The sequence below is a fragment of the Streptacidiphilus jiangxiensis genome (assembly GCF_900109465.1).
GTDB lineage: Bacteria > Actinomycetota > Actinomycetes > Streptomycetales > Streptomycetaceae > Streptacidiphilus > Streptacidiphilus jiangxiensis.
On sequence record NZ_FOAZ01000014.1, the window covers coordinates 153904 to 172919 of the forward strand.

Annotated in this window: 17 protein-coding genes; 10 read left to right on the plus strand and 7 right to left on the minus strand. The window is 73.0% G+C overall.

The genetic code is table 11. The annotated features are described in order from the left end of the window. Positions 1–11: 11 nt before the first annotated feature. The gene (locus tag BMY61_RS25545; RefSeq protein ID WP_042454861.1) at positions 12–620 is read right to left on the minus strand and encodes a TetR/AcrR family transcriptional regulator; all 609 of its coding nucleotides are present in this window, start codon (positions 618–620) and stop codon (positions 12–14) included. Between the two features lie 181 nt (positions 621–801). Here BMY61_RS25545 and BMY61_RS25550 point away from each other — a divergent pair, with 181 nt between their 5' ends. Both BMY61_RS25550 and BMY61_RS25555 read left to right on the plus strand, forming a co-directional pair. Then, positions 802–1731 (plus strand): UTP--glucose-1-phosphate uridylyltransferase, encoded by a 930-nt coding sequence (locus BMY61_RS25550; protein ID WP_042454863.1) that lies wholly within the window; start codon positions 802–804, stop codon positions 1729–1731. A gap of 34 nt (positions 1732–1765) precedes the next feature. Further along, complete coding sequence (locus BMY61_RS25555) at positions 1766–3256, plus strand: aminobutyraldehyde dehydrogenase (protein ID WP_042454864.1); 1491 nt, start codon at positions 1766–1768, stop codon at positions 3254–3256. Positions 3257–3260: 4 nt separating this feature from the next. On the opposite strand, the gene BMY61_RS25560 is transcribed toward BMY61_RS25555, so the two are convergent. Genes BMY61_RS25560 through BMY61_RS25570 form a run of 3 tightly spaced genes read right to left on the minus strand, consistent with a single transcriptional unit; the run spans position 3261 to position 5046 of the window. Further along, positions 3261–4136, minus strand: a complete 876-nt coding sequence (locus BMY61_RS25560; protein ID WP_052439180.1) for a cytochrome P450 family protein — start codon at positions 4134–4136, stop codon at positions 3261–3263. Beyond that, on the minus strand, positions 4133–4840 hold the full coding sequence (locus BMY61_RS25565) for a tRNA-dependent cyclodipeptide synthase (protein ID WP_042454865.1): 708 nt from the start codon (positions 4838–4840) through the stop codon (positions 4133–4135). The genes BMY61_RS25560 and BMY61_RS25565 overlap by 4 nt, the downstream gene beginning before the upstream one ends. Then, positions 4837–5046 (minus strand): hypothetical protein, encoded by a 210-nt coding sequence (locus BMY61_RS25570; RefSeq protein ID WP_143094517.1) that lies wholly within the window; start codon positions 5044–5046, stop codon positions 4837–4839. Before BMY61_RS25570 ends, BMY61_RS25565 begins: the two co-directional genes overlap by 4 nt. A 177-nt stretch (positions 5047–5223) precedes the next feature. Here BMY61_RS25570 and BMY61_RS25575 point away from each other — a divergent pair, with 177 nt between their 5' ends. Further along, entirely contained in the window at positions 5224–6081 is an 858-nt protein-coding gene (locus BMY61_RS25575) for a PIG-L family deacetylase (RefSeq protein ID WP_042454870.1), read from the plus strand. 133 nt (positions 6082–6214) lie between these two features. After that, entirely contained in the window at positions 6215–8392 is a 2178-nt protein-coding gene (locus BMY61_RS25580; protein WP_042454872.1) for an alpha-galactosidase, read from the plus strand. Between the two features lie 20 nt (positions 8393–8412). Here the strand turns inward: BMY61_RS25580 and BMY61_RS25585 are convergent, their stop codons facing one another. After that, a complete protein-coding gene (locus BMY61_RS25585; protein ID WP_042454874.1) occupies positions 8413–9333 on the minus strand; it encodes an AEC family transporter in 921 nt (306 codons plus the stop codon). 144 nt (positions 9334–9477) lie between these two features. Then, positions 9478–10755: an ATP-binding protein gene (locus tag BMY61_RS25590; RefSeq protein ID WP_042454877.1), complete on the minus strand. Its 1278-nt coding sequence runs from the start codon at positions 10753–10755 to the stop codon at positions 9478–9480. Positions 10756–10899: 144 nt separating this feature from the next. Here BMY61_RS25590 and BMY61_RS46440 point away from each other — a divergent pair, with 144 nt between their 5' ends. The 6 genes from BMY61_RS46440 to BMY61_RS25615 all read left to right on the plus strand — a co-directional run bounded on the left by BMY61_RS46440 (position 10900) and on the right by BMY61_RS25615 (position 16610). Beyond that, positions 10900–11052: a hypothetical protein gene (locus BMY61_RS46440; protein ID WP_161791319.1), complete on the plus strand. Its 153-nt coding sequence runs from the start codon at positions 10900–10902 to the stop codon at positions 11050–11052. Between the two features lie 12 nt (positions 11053–11064). Next, complete coding sequence (locus tag BMY61_RS25595; RefSeq protein WP_052439181.1) at positions 11065–12402, plus strand: DUF3472 domain-containing protein; 1338 nt, start codon at positions 11065–11067, stop codon at positions 12400–12402. Between the two features lie 113 nt (positions 12403–12515). Beyond that, on the plus strand, positions 12516–14123 hold the full coding sequence (locus BMY61_RS25600) for an alpha/beta hydrolase (protein ID WP_042454879.1): 1608 nt from the start codon (positions 12516–12518) through the stop codon (positions 14121–14123). Then, entirely contained in the window at positions 14117–14629 is a 513-nt protein-coding gene (locus BMY61_RS25605) for a hypothetical protein (protein ID WP_236656495.1), read from the plus strand. The genes BMY61_RS25600 and BMY61_RS25605 overlap by 7 nt, the downstream gene beginning before the upstream one ends. Positions 14630–14667: 38 nt before the next feature. Beyond that, on the plus strand, positions 14668–15351 hold the full coding sequence (locus BMY61_RS25610; protein ID WP_042454881.1) for a response regulator transcription factor: 684 nt from the start codon (positions 14668–14670) through the stop codon (positions 15349–15351). Continuing rightward, a complete protein-coding gene (locus BMY61_RS25615; protein ID WP_042454884.1) occupies positions 15348–16610 on the plus strand; it encodes a sensor histidine kinase in 1263 nt (420 codons plus the stop codon). The genes BMY61_RS25610 and BMY61_RS25615 overlap by 4 nt, the downstream gene beginning before the upstream one ends. A gap of 60 nt (positions 16611–16670) precedes the next feature. Here BMY61_RS25615 and BMY61_RS25620 read toward each other — a convergent pair whose 3' ends face one another. Beyond that, entirely contained in the window at positions 16671–18578 is a 1908-nt protein-coding gene (locus tag BMY61_RS25620; protein WP_052439182.1) for an alkaline phosphatase family protein, read from the minus strand. Positions 18579–19016: the final 438 nt, after the last annotated feature.

Consider the following 19016-nt stretch of genomic DNA (forward strand, 5'->3'; position numbering starts at 1 on the left):
ATCGTGGGGGGTCAGTCGGCGGGCAGCGGGTGTCCCGTGGCGAGGCGGGCGTAGTCGAGGATCAGCCGGCTCGCGGCGGCGTGGTCGATGGAGGGGTGACGCGCCATCATGCGGTAGCCGTAGGCGTCCTCGAGGGCGACCAGGTTGCGGCCGATGGTCAGTGACGGGTCCTTGAGGGAGAAGACGCCCTGGGCGGCGCCGATCTCCAGGATCACCTGGTACATGGAGACCTGACGGTCGTACAGAGCGGTGAGCAGTGCGGCGTAGACGGTGTTGCGGCCGGCGGCCCCGCCGAGTTCGCACAGCAGGCGGACGTCCTCGTCCTCACTGTCCACGGGCAGGCCGCTGGTGATCGTCATGACCAGTTTGCGGACCGGGTCCGTGACACCCTCGACGGCCCGCAGGCGCTGGTCGTAGAAGCGCTCCATACCCGCCCGGTGGGCCTCCAGGAGCAGTTCCTGCAGGTCCGGATAGTGGTAGAGAACGGCACCGGACGTCAGTCCGGCGACCTCGGCCACCTGGTTCAACCGCACGGCGCTGCCGTGTTCCAGCATGGCGCGGCGCGCGGCGTCCACCAGGTCCGCCCTGCGCTCGGTGCGCCGCTGCTTGTTTCGAGCCACTTGCACTACCCCTGCCTCCAGTGCGCCGTACCGTATCCGCCTCCGCTCTTTGAATCCGCATTCAGAACGAAAGGAAAAGGCCTGTTCTCTTGACGTTCTGCAGCCTTGTCCGGCCTGAACCCCGATGCAAGACTCCCGCAACGCTTCCGCTGGACGACGAGGCTCCCGAAGGGGGGACACGATGGGTCAGCACCCCGTCACGAAGGCGGTCATCCCCGCCGCAGGCCTGGGCACCCGCTTCCTACCGGCGACGAAGGCCACGCCCAAGGAGATGCTGCCCGTGGTCGACACCCCGGCCATCCAACTGGTCGTCGAGGAGGCCGCGTCCATCGGCCTGACCGACGTGCTGTTGGTGACCGGCCGGAACAAGCGCGCCCTGGAGGACCACTTCGACCAGGCCGCCGAGCTGGAGACGATCCTGGCCGCCAAGGGCGACGCGGAGAAGCTGGCCCTGGTGCGCCGCAGCACCGACCTGGCCGACGTGCACTACGTGCGGCAGGGGGAACCCAGGGGCCTCGGCCACGCCGTGCTGTGCGCGCGCCGGCACGTCGGCGACGAACCGTTCGCGGTGCTGCTCGGCGACGACCTGATCGACGCCCGCGACGAGCTGCTCTCCCGCATGGTGGCCCTGCGCGAGAGCTTCGGCGGCAGCGTGGTCGCGCTGACGGAGGTGCCACGCTCGCAGATCCACCGCTACGGCTGCGCCGCGTTCGAGGCCTTCCCCGACGCCGGGCACCCCGACGTGGTCCGGGTGACGGACCTGGTCGAGAAGCCGGCAACGGACCAGGCGCCCAGCACCTACGCGGTCATCGGCCGCTACGTGCTCGACCCGGCGGTCTTCGACGTCCTGGAGGGCACCGCGCCCGGTCGCGGCGGCGAGATCCAACTGACCGACGCCCTGCGCGAGCTCGGCTCCCGCGTACCGGCTTCGAGCGGCGGCGGCGTGCTCGGCGTCGTCTTCCGCGGCCGCCGCTACGACACCGGCGACCGGCTCTCCTACCTCCAGGCGGTGATCCGCCTGGCCTCGGAACGCGAGGACCTCGGACCCGACCTCAACGACTGGCTGCGCTCGTTCGTGGCCGAGCGCCTCGGTACCGGATCCCGCAGCTGAGCTCTCTCCTCAGACCGCTCTGGAAGGAACAGACATGACCGACGGTCAGCACGTCGACGGGCTGCTCATCGACGGCACCTCCCGCCCCGGCGGCGGCGCGGTGCGCACCCTGCTGGACCCGGCCACCGGCGAACCGGTCGCCGAGATCACCGAATCCAGCCCGGCCGAGGTCGCCGCCGCCGTCGCCTCCGCGCGCACGGCCGCCGCGGGCTGGGCCGACCACACCGCGGGCGAGCGCGCGCGGGTGCTGCTGAAGCTCGCCGACCTGGTCGAGGAGCACGCCGAGGAGCTCACCGAGCTGGAGGTGCGCGAGTCCGGCAAGCCCTGGGCCACCTTCCGCGACGGCGAACTGCCTTTCGCGGCCGACAACCTCCGCTTCTTCGCCGGCTCCGCCCGTTCCCTGGACGGCACCGGCGCCGGGGTGCTGAGCAAGGGCTACACCTCGATGCTGGTCCGCCGCCCGATCGGCGTGATCGGCAGCATCGCACCGTGGAACTTCCCGCTCGTCATGGCGGTCTGGAAGCTGGGCCCCGCACTGGCGGCGGGCAACACCGTCGTCCTCAAGCCCGCTCCCACGACGCCGAGTTCGACGCTGAGACTGGCCGAGCTGGCCCTGGCGGCGGGCCTGCCGGCGGGCGCGCTCAACGTCGTCACCGGCGGCGCGGAGGTCGGCAGCGCGCTGGTCACCGACCCCGGCACCGACATGATCTCGGTGACCGGATCCACCGGCACCGGCCGCGCGATCATGACCGCGGCGGCGCAGAGCGTGAAGCGCGTCCACCTCGAACTGGGCGGCAAGGCCCCCGCCCTGGTCTTCGCCGACGCGGACATACCCGCCGCCGCCCGAGCGATCGCGATGGGCGCGACCTACAACACCGGCCAGGACTGCACGGCCGCCACGCGCGTCTACGTCCACCGCTCCCGCTACGCCGACCTGGTCGACCAGCTGCGCGCGACGCTCGCCGGCATCCGCGTCGGCGCCCCGCGCGACTCCGCCACCGACATCGGCCCGCTGGTCTCGGTCGAACAGCGCGACCGCGTCCACGGCTTCGTGGAGCGCGCCCGCAAGGCGGGTGCCCGCACGGTCGCGGGCGGCGAGCTCCCGGACGGTCCCGGCGCCTTCTACCACCCGACGCTGATCGTCGACGCGCAGCAGGACAGCGAGATCGTCCAGGGCGAGGTCTTCGGCCCGGTCCTGGTCGTACTGCCCTTCGACGACGAGGACGAGGCCGTGCGCCTCGCCAACGACAGCCGCTACGGTCTCGCCTCCTCGATCTGGACCAACGACGTCGGCCGCTCCCTGCGCGTCGGTCACCGCCTCGACGTGGGCGTGACCTGGGTCAACGACCACCTCCCGATCGCCTCCGAGGCCCCGCACGGCGGCGTCAAGGGCAGCGGCTTCGGCAAGGACATGAGCCACGAAGCGATCCTGGAGTACACCGTCACCCGCCATTTCATGATCAAGCACAGCGTGTTCGAGCATCCGGCGAGCGGGTCGGACACGTCCTCCTTCCGCCCGGCCTGACGCCTCACCCCGGCGTCGGCCATGCCACGGGGAGCGAGACCGGCCGGGCGGCCGGGCCGTCGAGGTCCCAGGGGACCTCGCGTTCCGCGATCGCCAGGAGCAGGCCCGGGAGGCGGGTGAACAGGGCTTCCAACGCCACGCCGACGAGCAGGCGCGTCAGCGCCGCTCCCGGCTCGGGCGTGGCCGCCGTCGGGTCCTCGCGGTGACGGTGGAGGTCGAACCTGTATGCCGTGTCGTGACCGGCCGCGGACCGGACGGGCACACAGACGGCCTCGCCGCGCCGGATGGTGACACCATGGAGGGTGAGGTCCTCGGTGGCGATGCGGGGTCGGCCGAGCACCCCGGCGTGGTGGCAGCGCAGGATCTCCGCGACGGCCTTGGGCCACAAGGACGGGTCCGCCAGACACACGCGGACGGCGCGGGGGTTGACCAGCAGCGTGAACGCGCCGACGGCGAGCGCGGAGACCGGGGACGCGTCCGCCGCATCGGGCCACTGCTCCTGCAGCGGGCCGACGTAGGCCGGTATCAGATCGATCAGGTTCGGGCCCGCCGCCATGGCGTCCAGGAGTCGTGAGGTGCGGCGAACGATGACGGGACGCTGGGCCGACACGCCCTGGTCGGTGAGGTGCGGCGCGTGCCCGTCCGGTTCGACGGGGACGAGCCGCGGGTCGCTCAGTGCCCGGGCGATGTCGTCGTGCCGGGTGAGCATCCACACGGAGCGTCCCGACGGCAGGCGCACCGGGCAGACGGGCCGGTGCTTGCGCGCCCACTGCAGCACGGTCGGCGGCGTGCCGAGGGGTCCGGGCTCGAAGGGGTAGCGCAGGGGTAACTCGGGTGTCCGTCCGCCCCGCACTCCGGTCGTGCCGGTCCCGCCGGTCATGCCGCCTCCACCAGGGACCCGGCCGGGGTGACGACGGCGTAGCCCTGTCCTGCGGCGGGGGCGAGACGGGTGCTGCGGCCGTCGACCATGGGCTCCACGAGCTCGATGCGCCGGTGGTAGACGAACACCGAGCTGGGGACGGAGAGGATGGCCGGGGTGTCCAGCAGCAGCGGCAGTTCGGCGAGCGCGTAGCGCGCCGCCAGGTCCATGTGCGCGTCGGCGCGCTCCTCGCCGCCCGCGGCGTGCCGCACGGCGGTCCTGGCGACGGCCCGGCAGGCGTCCCTCACGACGGGGTCGTGCGCGTAGGCCTCCTCGGCCGCCGCCCGCAGCGCGGCGTAGGCGGGACGGTTGGCCAGCTCCGTCCAGGAGTGCACCCGCTGCCGCCAGTCGGCGATGCCGGCCCGCTGCAGCGCACGGTAGGCCGGATTGCGCAGCTGCGGCCCCACCTTGCGGGCCCGGTGGACCGCCTCCAGGGTCTCCATGCCGCCCGCCATCAGCGTGTAGGCGGCCTCGTAGCCGGGCACCAGGACGTCGACGCTGCGGAACTCCCGGCAGGCCCAGGCCACCAGCTCCTCGATCCGGCGCGGCCGGTAGTAGCTGTTCCAGGGCGAGATGCCCAGCAGTGCGTGGTCGCGCCGGGCCACCATGTCGACGCTCGCGGGTGAGAAAGGCTCCACGACGAACGTGGCGGCGGCCGTGCTCACGACCCCGACTCCGCGTCTGCTCCCTGCTCGCGCTCCTTCGCTTCCAGCGCGTCGTTCAGGCCCCGGGTGATGAAGTCGATCGCCTCGATCGTGTAGATCCACTGCTGACGGTCCCTCATCTCCTCCGTCAGCTCCACCAGTCGCCTGTTCTCGCTGTTGCGGATGGCAGCCCGCACATCGTCATCGGTCAGCCTGGGCCCGGCCACGTCGAACTCCCCCGTTGTCGACGAACAAGCGTTCCGCCCCATCCTGCCCGGGAACACCGTACGAGAACCATCGTCCTTCGCGAATCAGCAGCGATCCGGCAGCCGGGAACAGGGGGTCCGCCCGACACCGTTGCACTGGTCGACGCACCAGGAACGTTCTACCCGGAGGACTGCTTGATGAATGCCCGCCCCCTGACCCTGATGGCGGTGCACGCCCACCCCGACGACGAGGCCACCGGAACCGGCGGCGTCCTCGCACGCTATGCACAGGAGGGCATGCGCACGGTCCTCGTCACCTGTACCGACGGCGGCTGCGGCGACGGCCCCGGGGGCGTCAAGCCGGGCGACCCGGGGCACGACCCGGAGGCCGTCGCGGCGATGCGCCTCGACGAGCTCAAGGCCAGCTGCGAGGTCCTGGGCGTCAGCCACCTGGAGACCCTGGGTTACGCCGACTCCGGGATGATGGGCTGGTCGACCAACGACGCCCCCGAGTCCTTCTGGCAGACGCCCGTGACGGAGGGCGCGGCCCGCCTCGCCGAGCTCCTGCACCGCTACCGGCCCGACGTGGTCGTGACGTACGACGAGAATGGCTTCTACGGCCACCCCGACCACATCCAGGCGAACCGCATCACCATGGCGGCCCTGGAGCAGTCCGGGCTGACGCCGAAGGTCTACTGGACGACCGCCCCGCGCTCGATGATGCAGCGGTTCGGCGAGGTCATGCGCGAACTCGGCTCGGACTGGGACGAGCCGGCCGCCTCCGAGGGCGCCGACGCCGAGACGCCCGAAACGCCCGAGGTGCCGGAGATCGGGCTCCCGGACGAGGAGATCACCACCTGGGTGGACACCCGCGAGTTCGGCGGCCAGAAGTTCGACGCGCTGGCCGCGCACGCCAGCCAGGGCGAGAACATCTTCTTCCTCAAGATGGGCAAGGAGAGGTTCACCGAGCTGATGGGCGTGGAGACCTTCGTCCGGGTCCGGGACACCACCGGCGCGCCCGTGCCCGAGAACGACCTCTTCGCCGGCCTGCGCTGAGCCCGGCCACGTGACGTCGGGGCTCGACTGGAATTTCGAGCCGAGCCCCGACGCCCCTCTTTTGCTCGCCTCCTCGCACCCCTACGCTCAGAACCACACACAGCTCAACAGGTTCCAACAGCGAGGATCCTCCATGCCTGCGGCGATCCACCACGACCCGACGTCCGGCACCTGGCTGCTCTCCACCCGCGCCGGCAGCTACGCCCTGCGCGTCGACGAGGACGGCGTGCCGCGGCACCTCCACTGGGGCGGGCCGCTCTCCCTGCACGACGCCGTCTCCCTGCCCCTCGCGGGCACCGGCCCGCGCAGCAGCTTCGACGGCCGGACGGCCGCCTCCGAGGAGCTGGCCGTGGACGGCGCGGACCGCTTCGGGCCACCTGCGCTACGGGTCCGGTTCGCCGACGGCACCCGCGCACTGACCTGGCAGGCCGACGGGCACGCACAGCCCGACCCGCACACCCTGCTGCTGCGCTTCCGCGACCCGCACTACCCGCTGCGCACCACCCTCGGCTACCGACTCCACCCCGACACCGACGTGATCGAGCGCTGGACCGAACTCACCCACACCGGCACGCCCGACACCGCCTCGCCCGACACCGGCGCGCCCGACACCGACACCGCCGACGACGCACTCGTACTGCTGCGCGCCGACTCCGCCACGCTCCCCCTGCCGCCCCGCGACGACTACCGCCTCAGCCACGCGGTGGGCCAGTGGGCCGCAGAGACCCAACTGCGCCGCACCCCACTGCCCTACGGCGAGACCGTCCTCACCAGCCGCACCGGCACCACCAGCCACCGCGCCCAGCCCTGGGTGATCCTCGACGCGGGCGACACGACCGAGACCCACGGCGAGGCCTGGAGCGCGGCCCTCGCCTGGAGCGGCTCCTGGCAGATCACGCTGCAGCGCACCGCCGACAACCAGCTCTCCGTCAACACCGGCGCCGGCCACGACGCCGTCACGGTCACCCTGCGCCCCGGCGAGACCCACACCACCCCGTCCGTCCTCGCCCTTCACACCGGCACCGGCGGATTCGGCGCGCTCAGCCGGGCCTGGCACGCGCACCTGCGCGCCCACGTGCTGCCGCACCCGCAGGAGACCCGGCCGGTCCTGTACAACTCCTGGGAGGCCACGTTCTTCGACGTCACCCTGGAAGGCCAGCAGCGGCTCGCACGGATCGCCGCCTCCCTCGGGGTCGAGCTCTTCGTCATGGACGACGGCTGGTTCGGCGCGCGCCGCGACGACCGAGCCGGCCTGGGCGACTGGACGCCGCACGTCGGCGCCTTCCCCGACGGCCTGAAGCCGCTGGCGGACGATGTCCACCGGCTCGGCATGGCCTTCGGCCTGTGGGTCGAACCGGAGATGGTCAACCCCGACAGCGACCTCTACCGTGCCCACCCCGACTGGGTCCTGCACTTCCCCCACCGCCACCGCACCGAGCTGCGTCAGCAGCTGGTCCTCAACTTCGCCCGCCCCGACGTGGCCGCCTGGGCCTTCGACTGGCTGGACCGGCTCGTCGCCGCGAACGACGTCGACTACCTGAAGTGGGACATGAACCGCCCCTTCACCGAGGCCGGTTGGCCCGACGAGCCGGGCGGGCGCGGCGACCGCCTCTGGTACGAGCACGTCCGCGCCTACCACGCCCTGCTGGACCGCCTCCGCGCCGCGCACCCGCAGCTGCGCGTCGAGGCGTGCAGCGGTGGCGGCGGCCGCGTCGACCCGGCCGTGCTGGCGCGCACGGACCAGGTGTGGATCTCCGACAACACCGACGCCGCGGACCGGCTGACCATCCAGCACGGCTACACCCAGCTGTATCCGGTACGGACGATGGCCGCCTGGGTGACGGACGTCCCCAACCAGCAGACCGGCCGCACCGTCCCGCTGCGGTTCCGCTTCCACAGCGCGATGAGCGGTGTGCTGGGCGTCGGCGGTGACCTGACGCGGTGGCGGCCGGAGGAGTTGAAGGAGGCGGAGCAGCTGATCGCCGACTACAAGGCCGTGCGCCCGCTGGTCCAGCACGGCGAGCTGTACCGGCTGCGCCCGCCGGGCGACCTGCAGGGTCTCACCGCCGTCCAGTACGTCTCCGCCGACGTGGACGCCTCCGAGACGGCGGTCTTCGGCTGGCTCCCGCAGCCCCGGTTCGGCCTCCCGCCCGCGCCGGTCCGCCTGGCGGGCCTGCCCCGCGACGCGCACTACCGCGACCCGCGCACGGGCCGCGTGCACAGTGCCGCGGTCCTGCTGGAGCGCGGCCTCGACCTCCAGCTCCCGCACGAGGACTGGGCGAGCACCCTGGTGCATCTCGTCCGGACCTGACCACCTGACGTCGGTTCGGTTCAGCGCGGTCCGAGCAGCGCGGCCACCACCGCAAGGGTGCCGAGGGAGAAGGTGGTGGAGACGATGACCGCGCGGTTGGCGAGGGCCTCGCCGACGCCGTACTCCTGGGCGAAGATGAAGGTGTTCTGCGCCGTCGGCAGACCGGCGCAGACCACCACCGCGAACAGCTGCGCGTGCGTCAGGTGGAAGAGAAGACCGACGAGCAGCGCGACGACCGGTTGGGCGACCAGTTTGAGGCCCGCGATCACCCCGATCTCGGCTGCGGTCGCGGGCCGGGCGTCCTCACTGTGCAGCGAGGCGCCGAGCGCGATCAGCGCGACGGGAACGGCGGAGGCGCCGAGCAGGCCGAACGTGCCGGACACCACGTGCGGCACCGGTAGATGCCCGGCGGACCACACCACGCCGAACGCGGACCCGAGGATCACCGGATTGCGGAACGGCAGGCCGGCCAGCCGCCTGAGCCGGATCCGGCCCGCCGCGTCGGTGTGCCGGTCCAGCGCGGTGAGGATGACCGGCGTCACCACCAGCACCTGGACGAGGACCACCTCGACCAGGAACGAGACGCTGTGAAGCACCTGCTGGGCGATCGGGATGCCCAGGTTCGCCGAGTTGACGTAGCCCGCGGCCATCCCCCACACCGGCCGCTCCCCGGCCTTGCGGCCGAACAGCCGCGCGGCACCGAACCAGCCGACGCCGACGACCACGGCCGTGCTCACGCCGAACACGCCCAGCCCGCGCAGGTCGAAGCTGCCCAGCGGGGTCACCGACAGGGTGAGGAACAGCGCGGCGGGCATGGCCAGATGGAAGACGTACCGCCCGAGCACCATCGCGGCGCCCTCGCCGAGCAGTCCCCGGCGCCGCGCGAGATAGCCGACGGCGGTCAGGGCCCAGATCGGTATGAAGGCGTCGACGAGGTTCACGTGATCATCATGTGGCGCGTCTCGCCCGCTGGACCAGGGGCACCGTGGCGCGGTGGCGCCGTCGATGTGGACAGCGCGTCAGGGTGCTCGCGCCAGTGACCGGCCGGAGCAGGTGATCGGTGATCGGTGCGACCGGAGGCTGCGTCAGAGACGCATGTGTGCTCCGTCCTCGGCGAAGTCGGCCAAGGCCCGCTCGGTGAGGGTGGGCCGGGTGTCCGCGATGGCCGCGAGATAGTCGTCGGTGGCGGGCGGGGCACCGCGGCGGTGGGCGATCTCGTGCTCGAAGGCCCGCTGGGAGCCCTTGCGGGCGGCGTACTCGATGTCGGCCGGGGTGAACATCTCACTCGCGGCGACGAGCCGGTCGAGGTCGACCCGCTGCCCGGCCGGACCGAGGTAGCGCCGCCAGATCGCCTCGCGGGCACTGGGGTCGGGCGGTCCGACGGGGATGACGTAGTCGAACCGGCCCGGACGCAGGAAGGCCGGGTCCAGGGTGCGCAGCGAGTTGGTGGCGCAGATCAGCAGGCGGTCGTCGTGGTCACGGAAGGCCGGGATGAGCTTGAGGAGTTCGTTGGTGACTCCGTGTCCCGGGTCGACGGCCGTGCCGGAGCGGGCGGCAGCGATCTCCTCGACCTCGTCGATGAAGAGCAGCACGCTGCCCAGCTCGGCCAGGTCCGCGAAGACCTCGCGCAGCGACGCGGCGAGGGCTCCGTCGGCGTCGGCCGCGAGGCGGGAGGGGAACAGCTCCACGAACGGCCAGCCCAGCCTGGAGGCGACCGCCTTGGCGAAGCTGGTCTTGCCGGTGCCCGGTGGCCCGAACAGGATGACCGCCTTGGGCGGGCGCACTCCGTAGCGTTCGGCCACCTCCGGCTCGGCGAGTGGCAGCACGATCCGCTTCTCGATCGTCTCCTTGGCCTCGTACATGCCCGCGAGCTGCTCCCACAGGCCCTGCGGCATGACCCGGCCACCGAGTTGGGCGAGCAGCCCCGCGTCCGCCGCGCCGAGGTGTTCGAGCTTCTCGTAGTAGACCAGGCCGTCCAGGAGGCGGTAGCCGGAGTTCTCCAGGGCCGTCGTACCGGCCGATCCGGGAGTCAGGACCGCGCCGATCCGCCGCACGCCCTTGGCTCGCAGGCGCTGCTCGACCTGGGCGATCAGCGCGCTGCCCAGGCCCCGGTTCCGCCAGGCGCCGGACAGCGCGACGATCATGATCCAGCCGCGCTCGCCCTCCGCGCGGGCGACGACCATCCCGACGAGCTCCTCCCCGACCACGGCGACGACGGCCGGCTGGCCGCCACGGGCCGCACCGACGACCTCGGAGACGGGGAAGACGGGCAGCGACAGGTCGGCCTGCCGGCCCTGGTCCCACAGCTGGACGGCCTGGTCGAGGTCGTCGTCGTGGAAGTCCCGCAGGTGCCACACCGACACGGCAGCCTCCTCGAAGGGGTTCTTCCGGTCATTCTCGCGCCGCACGGCCGGAGGCAGGATGTGGTCGTGACCGCCGGCGATGAACAGCCGTGGCCGGGACCGAGAAGCGACCGCACGAACGCTCCGCCGAACGGGTGACCCGAGATGGTCGGCTTCGTGTCCGGCCCGTCCGATGCCGGCGAGCTGCCCGACGGGCACGTCCTCATCGAAACCTCAGGTCCGGTGCGGGACGCTGACGCGTCCGAGCGCGTCGCCGCCGTTCGAGGAGGCGGCGGTGGCGTGCTGAGCACCGTCTGAATCGAGTGGTGGATGACGTACCGTCGGGTCCGACCGCGGCTGCTGGGTGGGTTGTTGTCGCTGGGCGTGGTGGCCGGGCTGGGTCTTGCCGTCGCGCCCGGGGCGCACGCGGACGACGGGCACACGCCGGGGTCCTCCACCGACTACGCGTTCCCGGCCGGGACGAGGCCGCTGCACGACGTGACCTGGACGACGACGCCCACCGTGGACCCGGGCTGGACCGCGGACGTCTTCTGGAGCCACCAGTTCGACCTGGACGACGGCCGGACCGGCTCCATCGGCCTGCGGAGCAACGGCGGCGACCCGCGCTGGATGCTCTTCTCCGTCCGGAACGCCACCCAGGCGGTGCCGGGTGCGGGCAGCCACTGCGAGAGCTTCGGCGGCGAGGGCACCGGTGAGCACTGCGCCGCCACCGTCGACTGGACCACCGGCCACACCTACGCCTTCACCGTCAGCGCCGTCGGCGACGGCTGGTTCGAAGGCAAGGTGACCGACCAGCAGACCCGCAGGACCATCGTCCTCGGCCGGATCAGGACCACCGCCCACGCGGTCTCCACGCAGAACATGGTCGACCGGACCGAGTACGTCGAGTGGAACGACCCGCGCTCCACCTGCTACGACCAGCCCGGCTCCGGCGTCCGGTTCGGCCTGCCGAGCGGCGACGGCGGCCGGGTGCACGCCGGGGTGTCCGGCACCGGGCTCGGCCCCGCCTGCGACCCGCAGTCGCGGGTCGCCCGCGTCGCGGGCGGCAGCGTCCAGCGGAACGGGATCGGCAACTCGGTGCGGGGCGAGGTGGGCAAGGGCAAGGCGTGCCTGGGCGTGCACGGGACCGTCGCGGACGGGGTCGTGGCGGCTCTCGTCCCGTGTCTGCCGAGGGCGGACCGCGGCTGGGTGCACGGGTCCGACGGCACGCTGCGGCTGCCGTCGAACTACTGCCTGGGCGACGGCCGGACCGGCGTCCGGATCCGTGACTGCAAGGGCGCGAAGGACTCCGGCCGGGTCACCGATCCGGCGAAGCTGTGGACCTACGACCCGGCCCGCGGCGAGCTGCGCAACCGGCAGACGGGCCGGTGCCTGGCGGCCGACGGCTCCGGCCTCGCCTCGCGTCGCTGCTCGGCCGACCCGAGCGACCGGGGGTGGACCCTGCCGACACTCGACGGGCGGACGCCGCGCACCCCGCAGGCCGGAGCCCTGTCCGCGTCCGCGGTCTCCCTGGACCCGACCGGCCTGCTCGCCCGGACCGGTGTCGACGGTCGGGTCCTGGCGACAGCCCTGGCCTCCGTCGGCCTGGTCGCGGCGGGGTCGACGGTGGTGCTGCTGGTCCGGCGGCGGCGCCGCGACGCGCGCTGACGCGCGCCGAAGCCCCGGCCCTCATCAAAACCTCAGCCCGGCCACCCCACGCTGCAAGCAGCGTCGCACCGCTCGGTGACGCGCCCGGCTCGACACGGACGGACAGATCCACCATGCACGCACCCAGGTCCACCGGAACCATACGCGCGGCCCTCGCCGCCGCGGTCGCAGGCGCCGCCGCCCTCGCGGGCTGCGCACCGCAGCTGACGGTACCCACTGCGCACACCGACCCCCTCCAGCGGTTCTACGCGCAGAAGCTCACCTGGACGGCCTGCGGGGAACTGCAGTGCGCGCGCCTGACGGTCCCGATGGACTACACGCACCCGGGCAACGGCAAGACGTTCAGCCTGCCGCTGGCGAAGGCTGCGGCGACCCACCCGTCGGCCAGGATCGGTTCGCTGGTGTTCGATCCCGGCGGCCCCGGCGCGTCCGGCGTCGCCACGCTGAAGGCGGGCGGGACGGACTCCTTCAGCGCCACGGTGCGCGCCCGGTTCGACATCGTCGGCTTCGACCCGCGCGGGGTCGCCGGGAGCCGGCCGTCCGTGGACTGCGGCGACAGCGGTCCTGCGGCGACTCCCACCGGCGACCCCGCCACCGCCCCCGACCCGGCCACCGACGCAGCCCCGCTCGTCCCGCGGACCGCCGCCGACCGCGGGGCCGCCGTCGCGAGCGCGGACGCCGGCACGGCCGCCTGCCTGGCCCACAGCGGGGACCTGCTGCGCCACGTCGGCACCGAGGACGCCGCCCGCGACCTCGACGTGCTGCGCGCCGCCCTCGGCGACCCGAAGCTGAGCTACCTGGGCTGGTCCTACGGCACCTACCTGGGCACCGTCTACGGCGAGCTGTTCCCGCAGCGCGTCCGCGCGCTGGTGCTGGACGGGGCCGTCGACCCGAGCAAGGACTGGGCCGCGCGCGACCTCGAACAGGGCGCGGCCTTCGCGCACGCGGTCGACGCCTACGCGGACCGGTGCGCCACGGTCGTCACCACCGGCTGCCCGGCCGGAGGCGACCCCGCAGGGATCCGGCGGGTCCTCGCCGACCTCGCCACGCGGACTGCAACCGACCCGCTCCCCGTGCAGGGCGGCAAGCAGCCGCCGCTCGACGCCGTGACCTTCAACAGCGCGCTCACCACGGCGATGTACACGCCGGAGGCCCAGTGGCAGGAGCTGTCCGACGGCCTGCGGGCCGCGGCCGAACAGGGTGACGGGACCGGGCTCGCCACGCTCGCGCGGTCCGGCACGAACCTCCAGGACGACGGATCCAGCCCCTCGCCCGGAGCCGCGACTCCCTCGCAGGACGAGCAGGCGCCCGACAACAGCACCGCCGCGCTCACCGCCGTCGACTGCCTCGACGTCCCGCACCCCCGTGCCCCGGACGCCTACTGGCGGCTCCTGGACCGCGCGACCGCCTCCTCCGGTGACTACGGCGCCACCACCGTCCTGTCCGACCTCGCCTGTCGCACCTGGCCCGCCGGGACGGCCGAGCCGCACCGCGTCCACGCGCCCGGACTGCCGCCGGTGCTGGTCGTCGGCACCACGGGCGACCCGGCCACGCCGTACCAGGACGCGCAGAGCCTCGCGGCGCAGCTCCCGCACGGCATGCTGCTGACCTACGACGGCCTGGGCCACACCGCCTACGGCCGCAGCAACGGCTGCGTCACCGACGCCGTCGACGGCTTCCTCGTCGACCTGCGTCCCGTCGCGGACGGCACGACGTGCTGAGCGTCGCGTACCCGTACCGGATCCAGGGCCGGACCGGGGACCGGATCGTCCTGTGGCGGCCGGGGACGGGTGACGCACCCGACACGCTGGCCCTGGACGGCGACGCCCGGCTGCTGACCTTCGGCTCGCGGACCGAACTGGACGCCCACTGCGCGGCGCACGGCCTGCACCTCGTCCCGGACGGCGAGGCGGAGCTCGACCTGGAACCGGTCCGCGCGTGGGTGCACGCGCCCGTGCCGGACCCGGCCCTGGCCGGTGCGCTGCTGGCCGCGTGGAACTTCTTCGACGACCTGGCCCGCAGCCTGCCGCCGGGCCTCGGCCCCGGGCTGCCGGCGCAGGGCGCGGTGCACGATGCCGCCTACGAGAAGTTCTTCCACGGCAGCGCCCTGGATCCGGCCGCGGGCGCGCACGCCTGGTCGCCGGACGAACGCGCGGCGGTGCGCGAGCTGCTGCGCGCCGGGCTGACGCTGTGGCGGTCGGCGTCGGGAAGGAGCGCCGACCGGTGAGGAAAAGCGCGCCCGACCTGGGCGGATATTCTGATCCTATGCGCGTACTGGTGGTCGACGACGACGAGGACCTGCGTTTCTCGGTCGTGGCCGCGCTCCGCTCCGACGGCCTGGCCGTGGACGAGGCGGCGGACCTGCCGGCCGCCGACGAGGCGCTGTTCGTGACCGCCTACGACTGCGCCGTCTTCGACCGCGGGCTGCCCTCCGGCGACGCCCTGGACTACGTGCGCGAGCTCCGGCGCTCCGGCCGCAACGTCCCGGTGCTCTTCCTCACCGCGCGGGACGAGGTCGCCGACCGCGTCGACGGCTTCGCGGCCGGTGGCGACGACTACCTCGTGAAGCCCTTCGCCGCGCCGGAACTGATCGCGCGCGTGCGCAACCTGTGCCGCCGTTCCGGCGGCGTGCGACCGACGACCACCCGGGTGGGCGATCTGGAGGTGGACGCCGCACGGCGGCAGGTCCGTCGCGCGGGGGTGCTGCTGCCGCTGACCGCCAAGGAGTTCGCGCTGCTGGAGCTGCTCGCGGCCCGACCGGACGAGGCGGTGCCGCGGGGCGAGCTGATCGAGAAGTGCTGGGACGAGATGGCCGAGCCCAACTCCAACGTGGTCGAGGTGCTGGTCTCCCAGCTGCGCCGCAAGCTCGGCGACCCGCCGCTGATCCACACCGTGCGCGGCGTCGGCTACCGCCTCGCCGCCGATCCGCACGCCGCGCCCGCCGGGTGAACGCGCCCACCCGGGTCCGACGTCTGCGACGCCGGCTCACCGCCCTGTACGCGCTCACCAGCGCCGTCGGCCTGGTCGGGCTGGCGACGTTCGCCGTGCACAGCGACGCCGTCTCCCGGCACAAGGAGCTCGACAGTTCACTCAACATCGCCACCTCGCAGGCGATGTCGGGGATCAGCTACACCGCCGACGGCAAGGTGGACGCGAGCACCATGCTCGGCTACCTCTCGCCCGACTGCCCCTCGCTCTTCGTCTACCTGGACCTGAACCACAAGGTCACCCGCGGCTACGCGCCCCCGTACCCGTGCGCGCACGTCGCCGACGCCGACCTGAGGGCCGCCACCGAGCAGTTGGTCCGCACGAACGACGCCGCCACCTACCGGAGCGTCCGCGGCACCGACGGTCACCCGCTCCGGCTCTACGCCGACGCGTTCGACGACGACAACAACACCACCGTCGGCGCGGTCATCGCCGTCGCCGACACCTCCTCCGACGAGGCCGCCCACCAGCACCTGGAGCTGCTGCTGTACTCCGGCTGCGCGGTCCTGGTGCTGATCTCCGCCGTGATCGGCCACCTGCTCTCCGGCCGGGCCACCCGGCCCGCGCTGGCCGCGATCCGGCAGCAGGAGGAGTTCCTCGCCGACACCGCCCACGACCTGCGCTCCCCCGCCGCCGCGCTGCGCGGCCTGGCCGAGACGGCGCTGCGCGACGACTCCGCCCGCGACGCGGCCCTCCAGCGCACCGTCCGCCTGGCCGGCCGGATGGGCGAGCTGGTCGACGACCTGCTGACGCGCGCCCGTCTCAGCAGCGGCACGGCGGACGTCGCCGCCGAGCCGGTCCGGCTGGACCTGCTCGTCGAGGCGGCGGCCGAGGACGCGCGGGCATCGGCCTCCTCCGCCGACACGATCACGCTGACGGCCCAGCCGGTGATCGTCACCGGCGACCCGGCGCTGCTGCGCCGCGCGGTCGGCAACCTCCTCGGCAACGCCCTCACCCACGGCCACCGGCCCGGCGAGCCCGCCCACGTGGCACTGACCGTCGACGCCGACGGCACCGTCACCGTCGACGACGCCGGCCCCGGCATCCCGCCGGGCGTGGCGGAATCCCTCTTCGAGCGGTTCCGCAGCGGCTCCGGCTCCACGGGCCTCGGCCTCTCCATCGCCTCCTGGGTCGCCCGTGCCCACGGCGGCAAACTGACCGCCGGCCCCTCACCCCTGGGCGGCGCCCGCTTCACCCTGCGGGTCGCCACCCGGCGTTGAGGCCCCCGTACGCGAAGGTCCCGGCCCCTGAGCAGGGGCCGGGACCGCTCTGTCGGTGCGTCAGCCGCGGCGGACGGGCTGCCAGATGCCCGTGACGGGCTGGGCGTAGAGGTCGTTCTTGGTCAGGCTGGGCAGGTGCAGTGCCGCCTCGATGGTGCGCAGCATGCTGTAGTGCGTGTAGCGCAGGTCGCTGGTGGAGCCGGCGCGGACGCCCTGGGAGCCGAGGACCAGCGTGGGGATGCGCTGCAGCTGCTGCTGGCCGTCGGCCGCGTCCTCGTCCCAGGTGAGGATGAGCAGCGAGCGCTGGCTCTTCCAGGCCGGGGAGTTGAAGATCGGCGTGAGGGTGTTCTTCAGCCAGGTGTCGCCGGCGGCGACGCCGCAGCCCTCCATGTCGTCGCAGTCGTCGGCGCTGAGCCAGGAGAACGTCGGCGTGGTGGAGGTCTTCTGCAGGTCAGTCGTCAGCTGGGTCTGCGGCAGCAGGTGGGCCTTGCAGTTGGCCGGGTTGTCCTTGACGTCCTTGAAGAAGTAGAATGGCAGGTCGTCGATGGTGTAGGCGCCATGGGCGGTGGTGTCGCAGGGGCCGGCCGCGTTCTCCATGTAGCCGCGCCAGCTGCCGCCCGCCTTGGTGACCAGGTCGCCGATGTGCGGCGCGTCGACGGTGCTCGCGAACGGGGTGTTGTCGTTGACGCCGAAGAGGCTGCCGCCGGCGAGGGCCACGTAGTTGGGGTCGCTGGGGTGGGTCTCGGCGATCGCGTTCGTGAGGTTCGCGCCCTTGGGGACCAGGCTGTTGACGAACGGCGCGGACTTGTTGCCGATGATGCCGTTGTAGTCCTGGTTCTCCATCATGACGACGAAGACGTGGTCGTAGCCGGGCACGTGCGCGACGGGCGGCTTGACGGGCTTCGGGGCCGGGACGGGCGCGGAGATGTGCAGGGCCAGGTTGTCGACGTAGCCCTGGGCGTGGCCGAGGCGGTCGTGCGGCTGCGGGCCGGTGATCGTCATGACCGTGCGGACCTTGCGGGTGCCGCGCGGCAGCTTGCCGATCGCCTGCTCGGGCAGCAGCTCGGTGGCGAAGCCGCGCATCTGGCGGGTGACCGGGCCGAGCGTGGCGTGGCCCAGGACCTTGCCGTGGGCGTCGAGGAAGTAGCTGGTGACGGAGGACTCGTCAGTGATCGCGCCGGAACCGCCGAGGTAGCCGGTCAGGTCGTAGGTGACCTGGCCGCGGTCGATGCGCTTGGCGGCGGCCGAGACGTCGGCGGTCTGGGTGCCGGTGCTGACGCCGCCGCCACCGCCCGAGAAGACGTTGTGGCCGCGGTTCTTCGGGCCGGGCGTGGTGGCGGTCGGGAAGTCGGTGATGCCCTCGCCGCCCTTGGCGCCGTAGGCGACGGAGTTGAGCAGGCCGGTGACCTGCCAGCCCGGCACGGTGTTGGTGTCGACGCCCACCTGCGTACCGGCGCCCGTCTCGGCGTCACCGTTCACGATCAGGTTCGGCCCGGGGCCGACCTTCGGAGCCGGCGGCTCGGGCGTCGGCTTCGGGGTGGGGGCCGCGTTGACGGCCAGGGCGATCGGCCCGGACAGCACGGTGTAGCCGTTGTTGGCGAACAGGTAGACCTGGTAGGTACCGGGGGTCAGCGCGCTGGTGTCGAAGGTGACGTTGCCGCTCGCGTCGGGGGTGTACTGCCAGCTGGTGGAGCTCTGCACGCCGGGCTTCGCGCCGGGCGCGTAGAGGCCGACCCAGTTGGTGGAGCTGAGGTCCGAGGCCGGCACCGCGTAGGCGAAGCCGACGGTGTCGCCCTTGTAGACCGGACCGGTGGTGGTCTCGGTGAGGGTGGGCGCCGACACGGAGGCGGTGGCGGGCGCGGGGAGCGCGACGGCCTGGTAGCCGCCCGCCGCGACGAGCGCGAGGGAGAGCGCGGCGGCGGCGACGAGGGCGCGATGCTTGCGAAGACCCGAAACTTGTTCAGACATGTGGGCGATCCTGGCCGCCCTCACGGGGGTGAACGGCGGCGTCCGGGTAACGGACACCCGTCGCCGCGCGGAACACTTGGGCCGCCGGTCCGGACCTGACGTGACCCTCGAGTAGCGCGCTGTTCAATGCGGCAGAGAGCGCGCGAATCTCTTTCCACCATGGACCTTGACGCGGCATCCTCCTGGACTTGTCCGGACAAGGTTCGAGAAGGAGTCGGGCATGGCGCCGTAGGGGGCCGGCTGCTCGGCGCTCCACGGGGCGCCGTTCCGGCGCGCCGGAACGGCGCGACGCCCGGGTGATCGGGGCGGAACCACGGCGAGGGGTGTAAGACGAACCCTTCCCCGGCGCTGACCTGCGGCGATAGGCTGTCGGGACTGGTTTTGAGCGGCCAGTACGGCCCCGGTGCGACCCCCCGACGCCCCGGGGCCTCTTCCTGC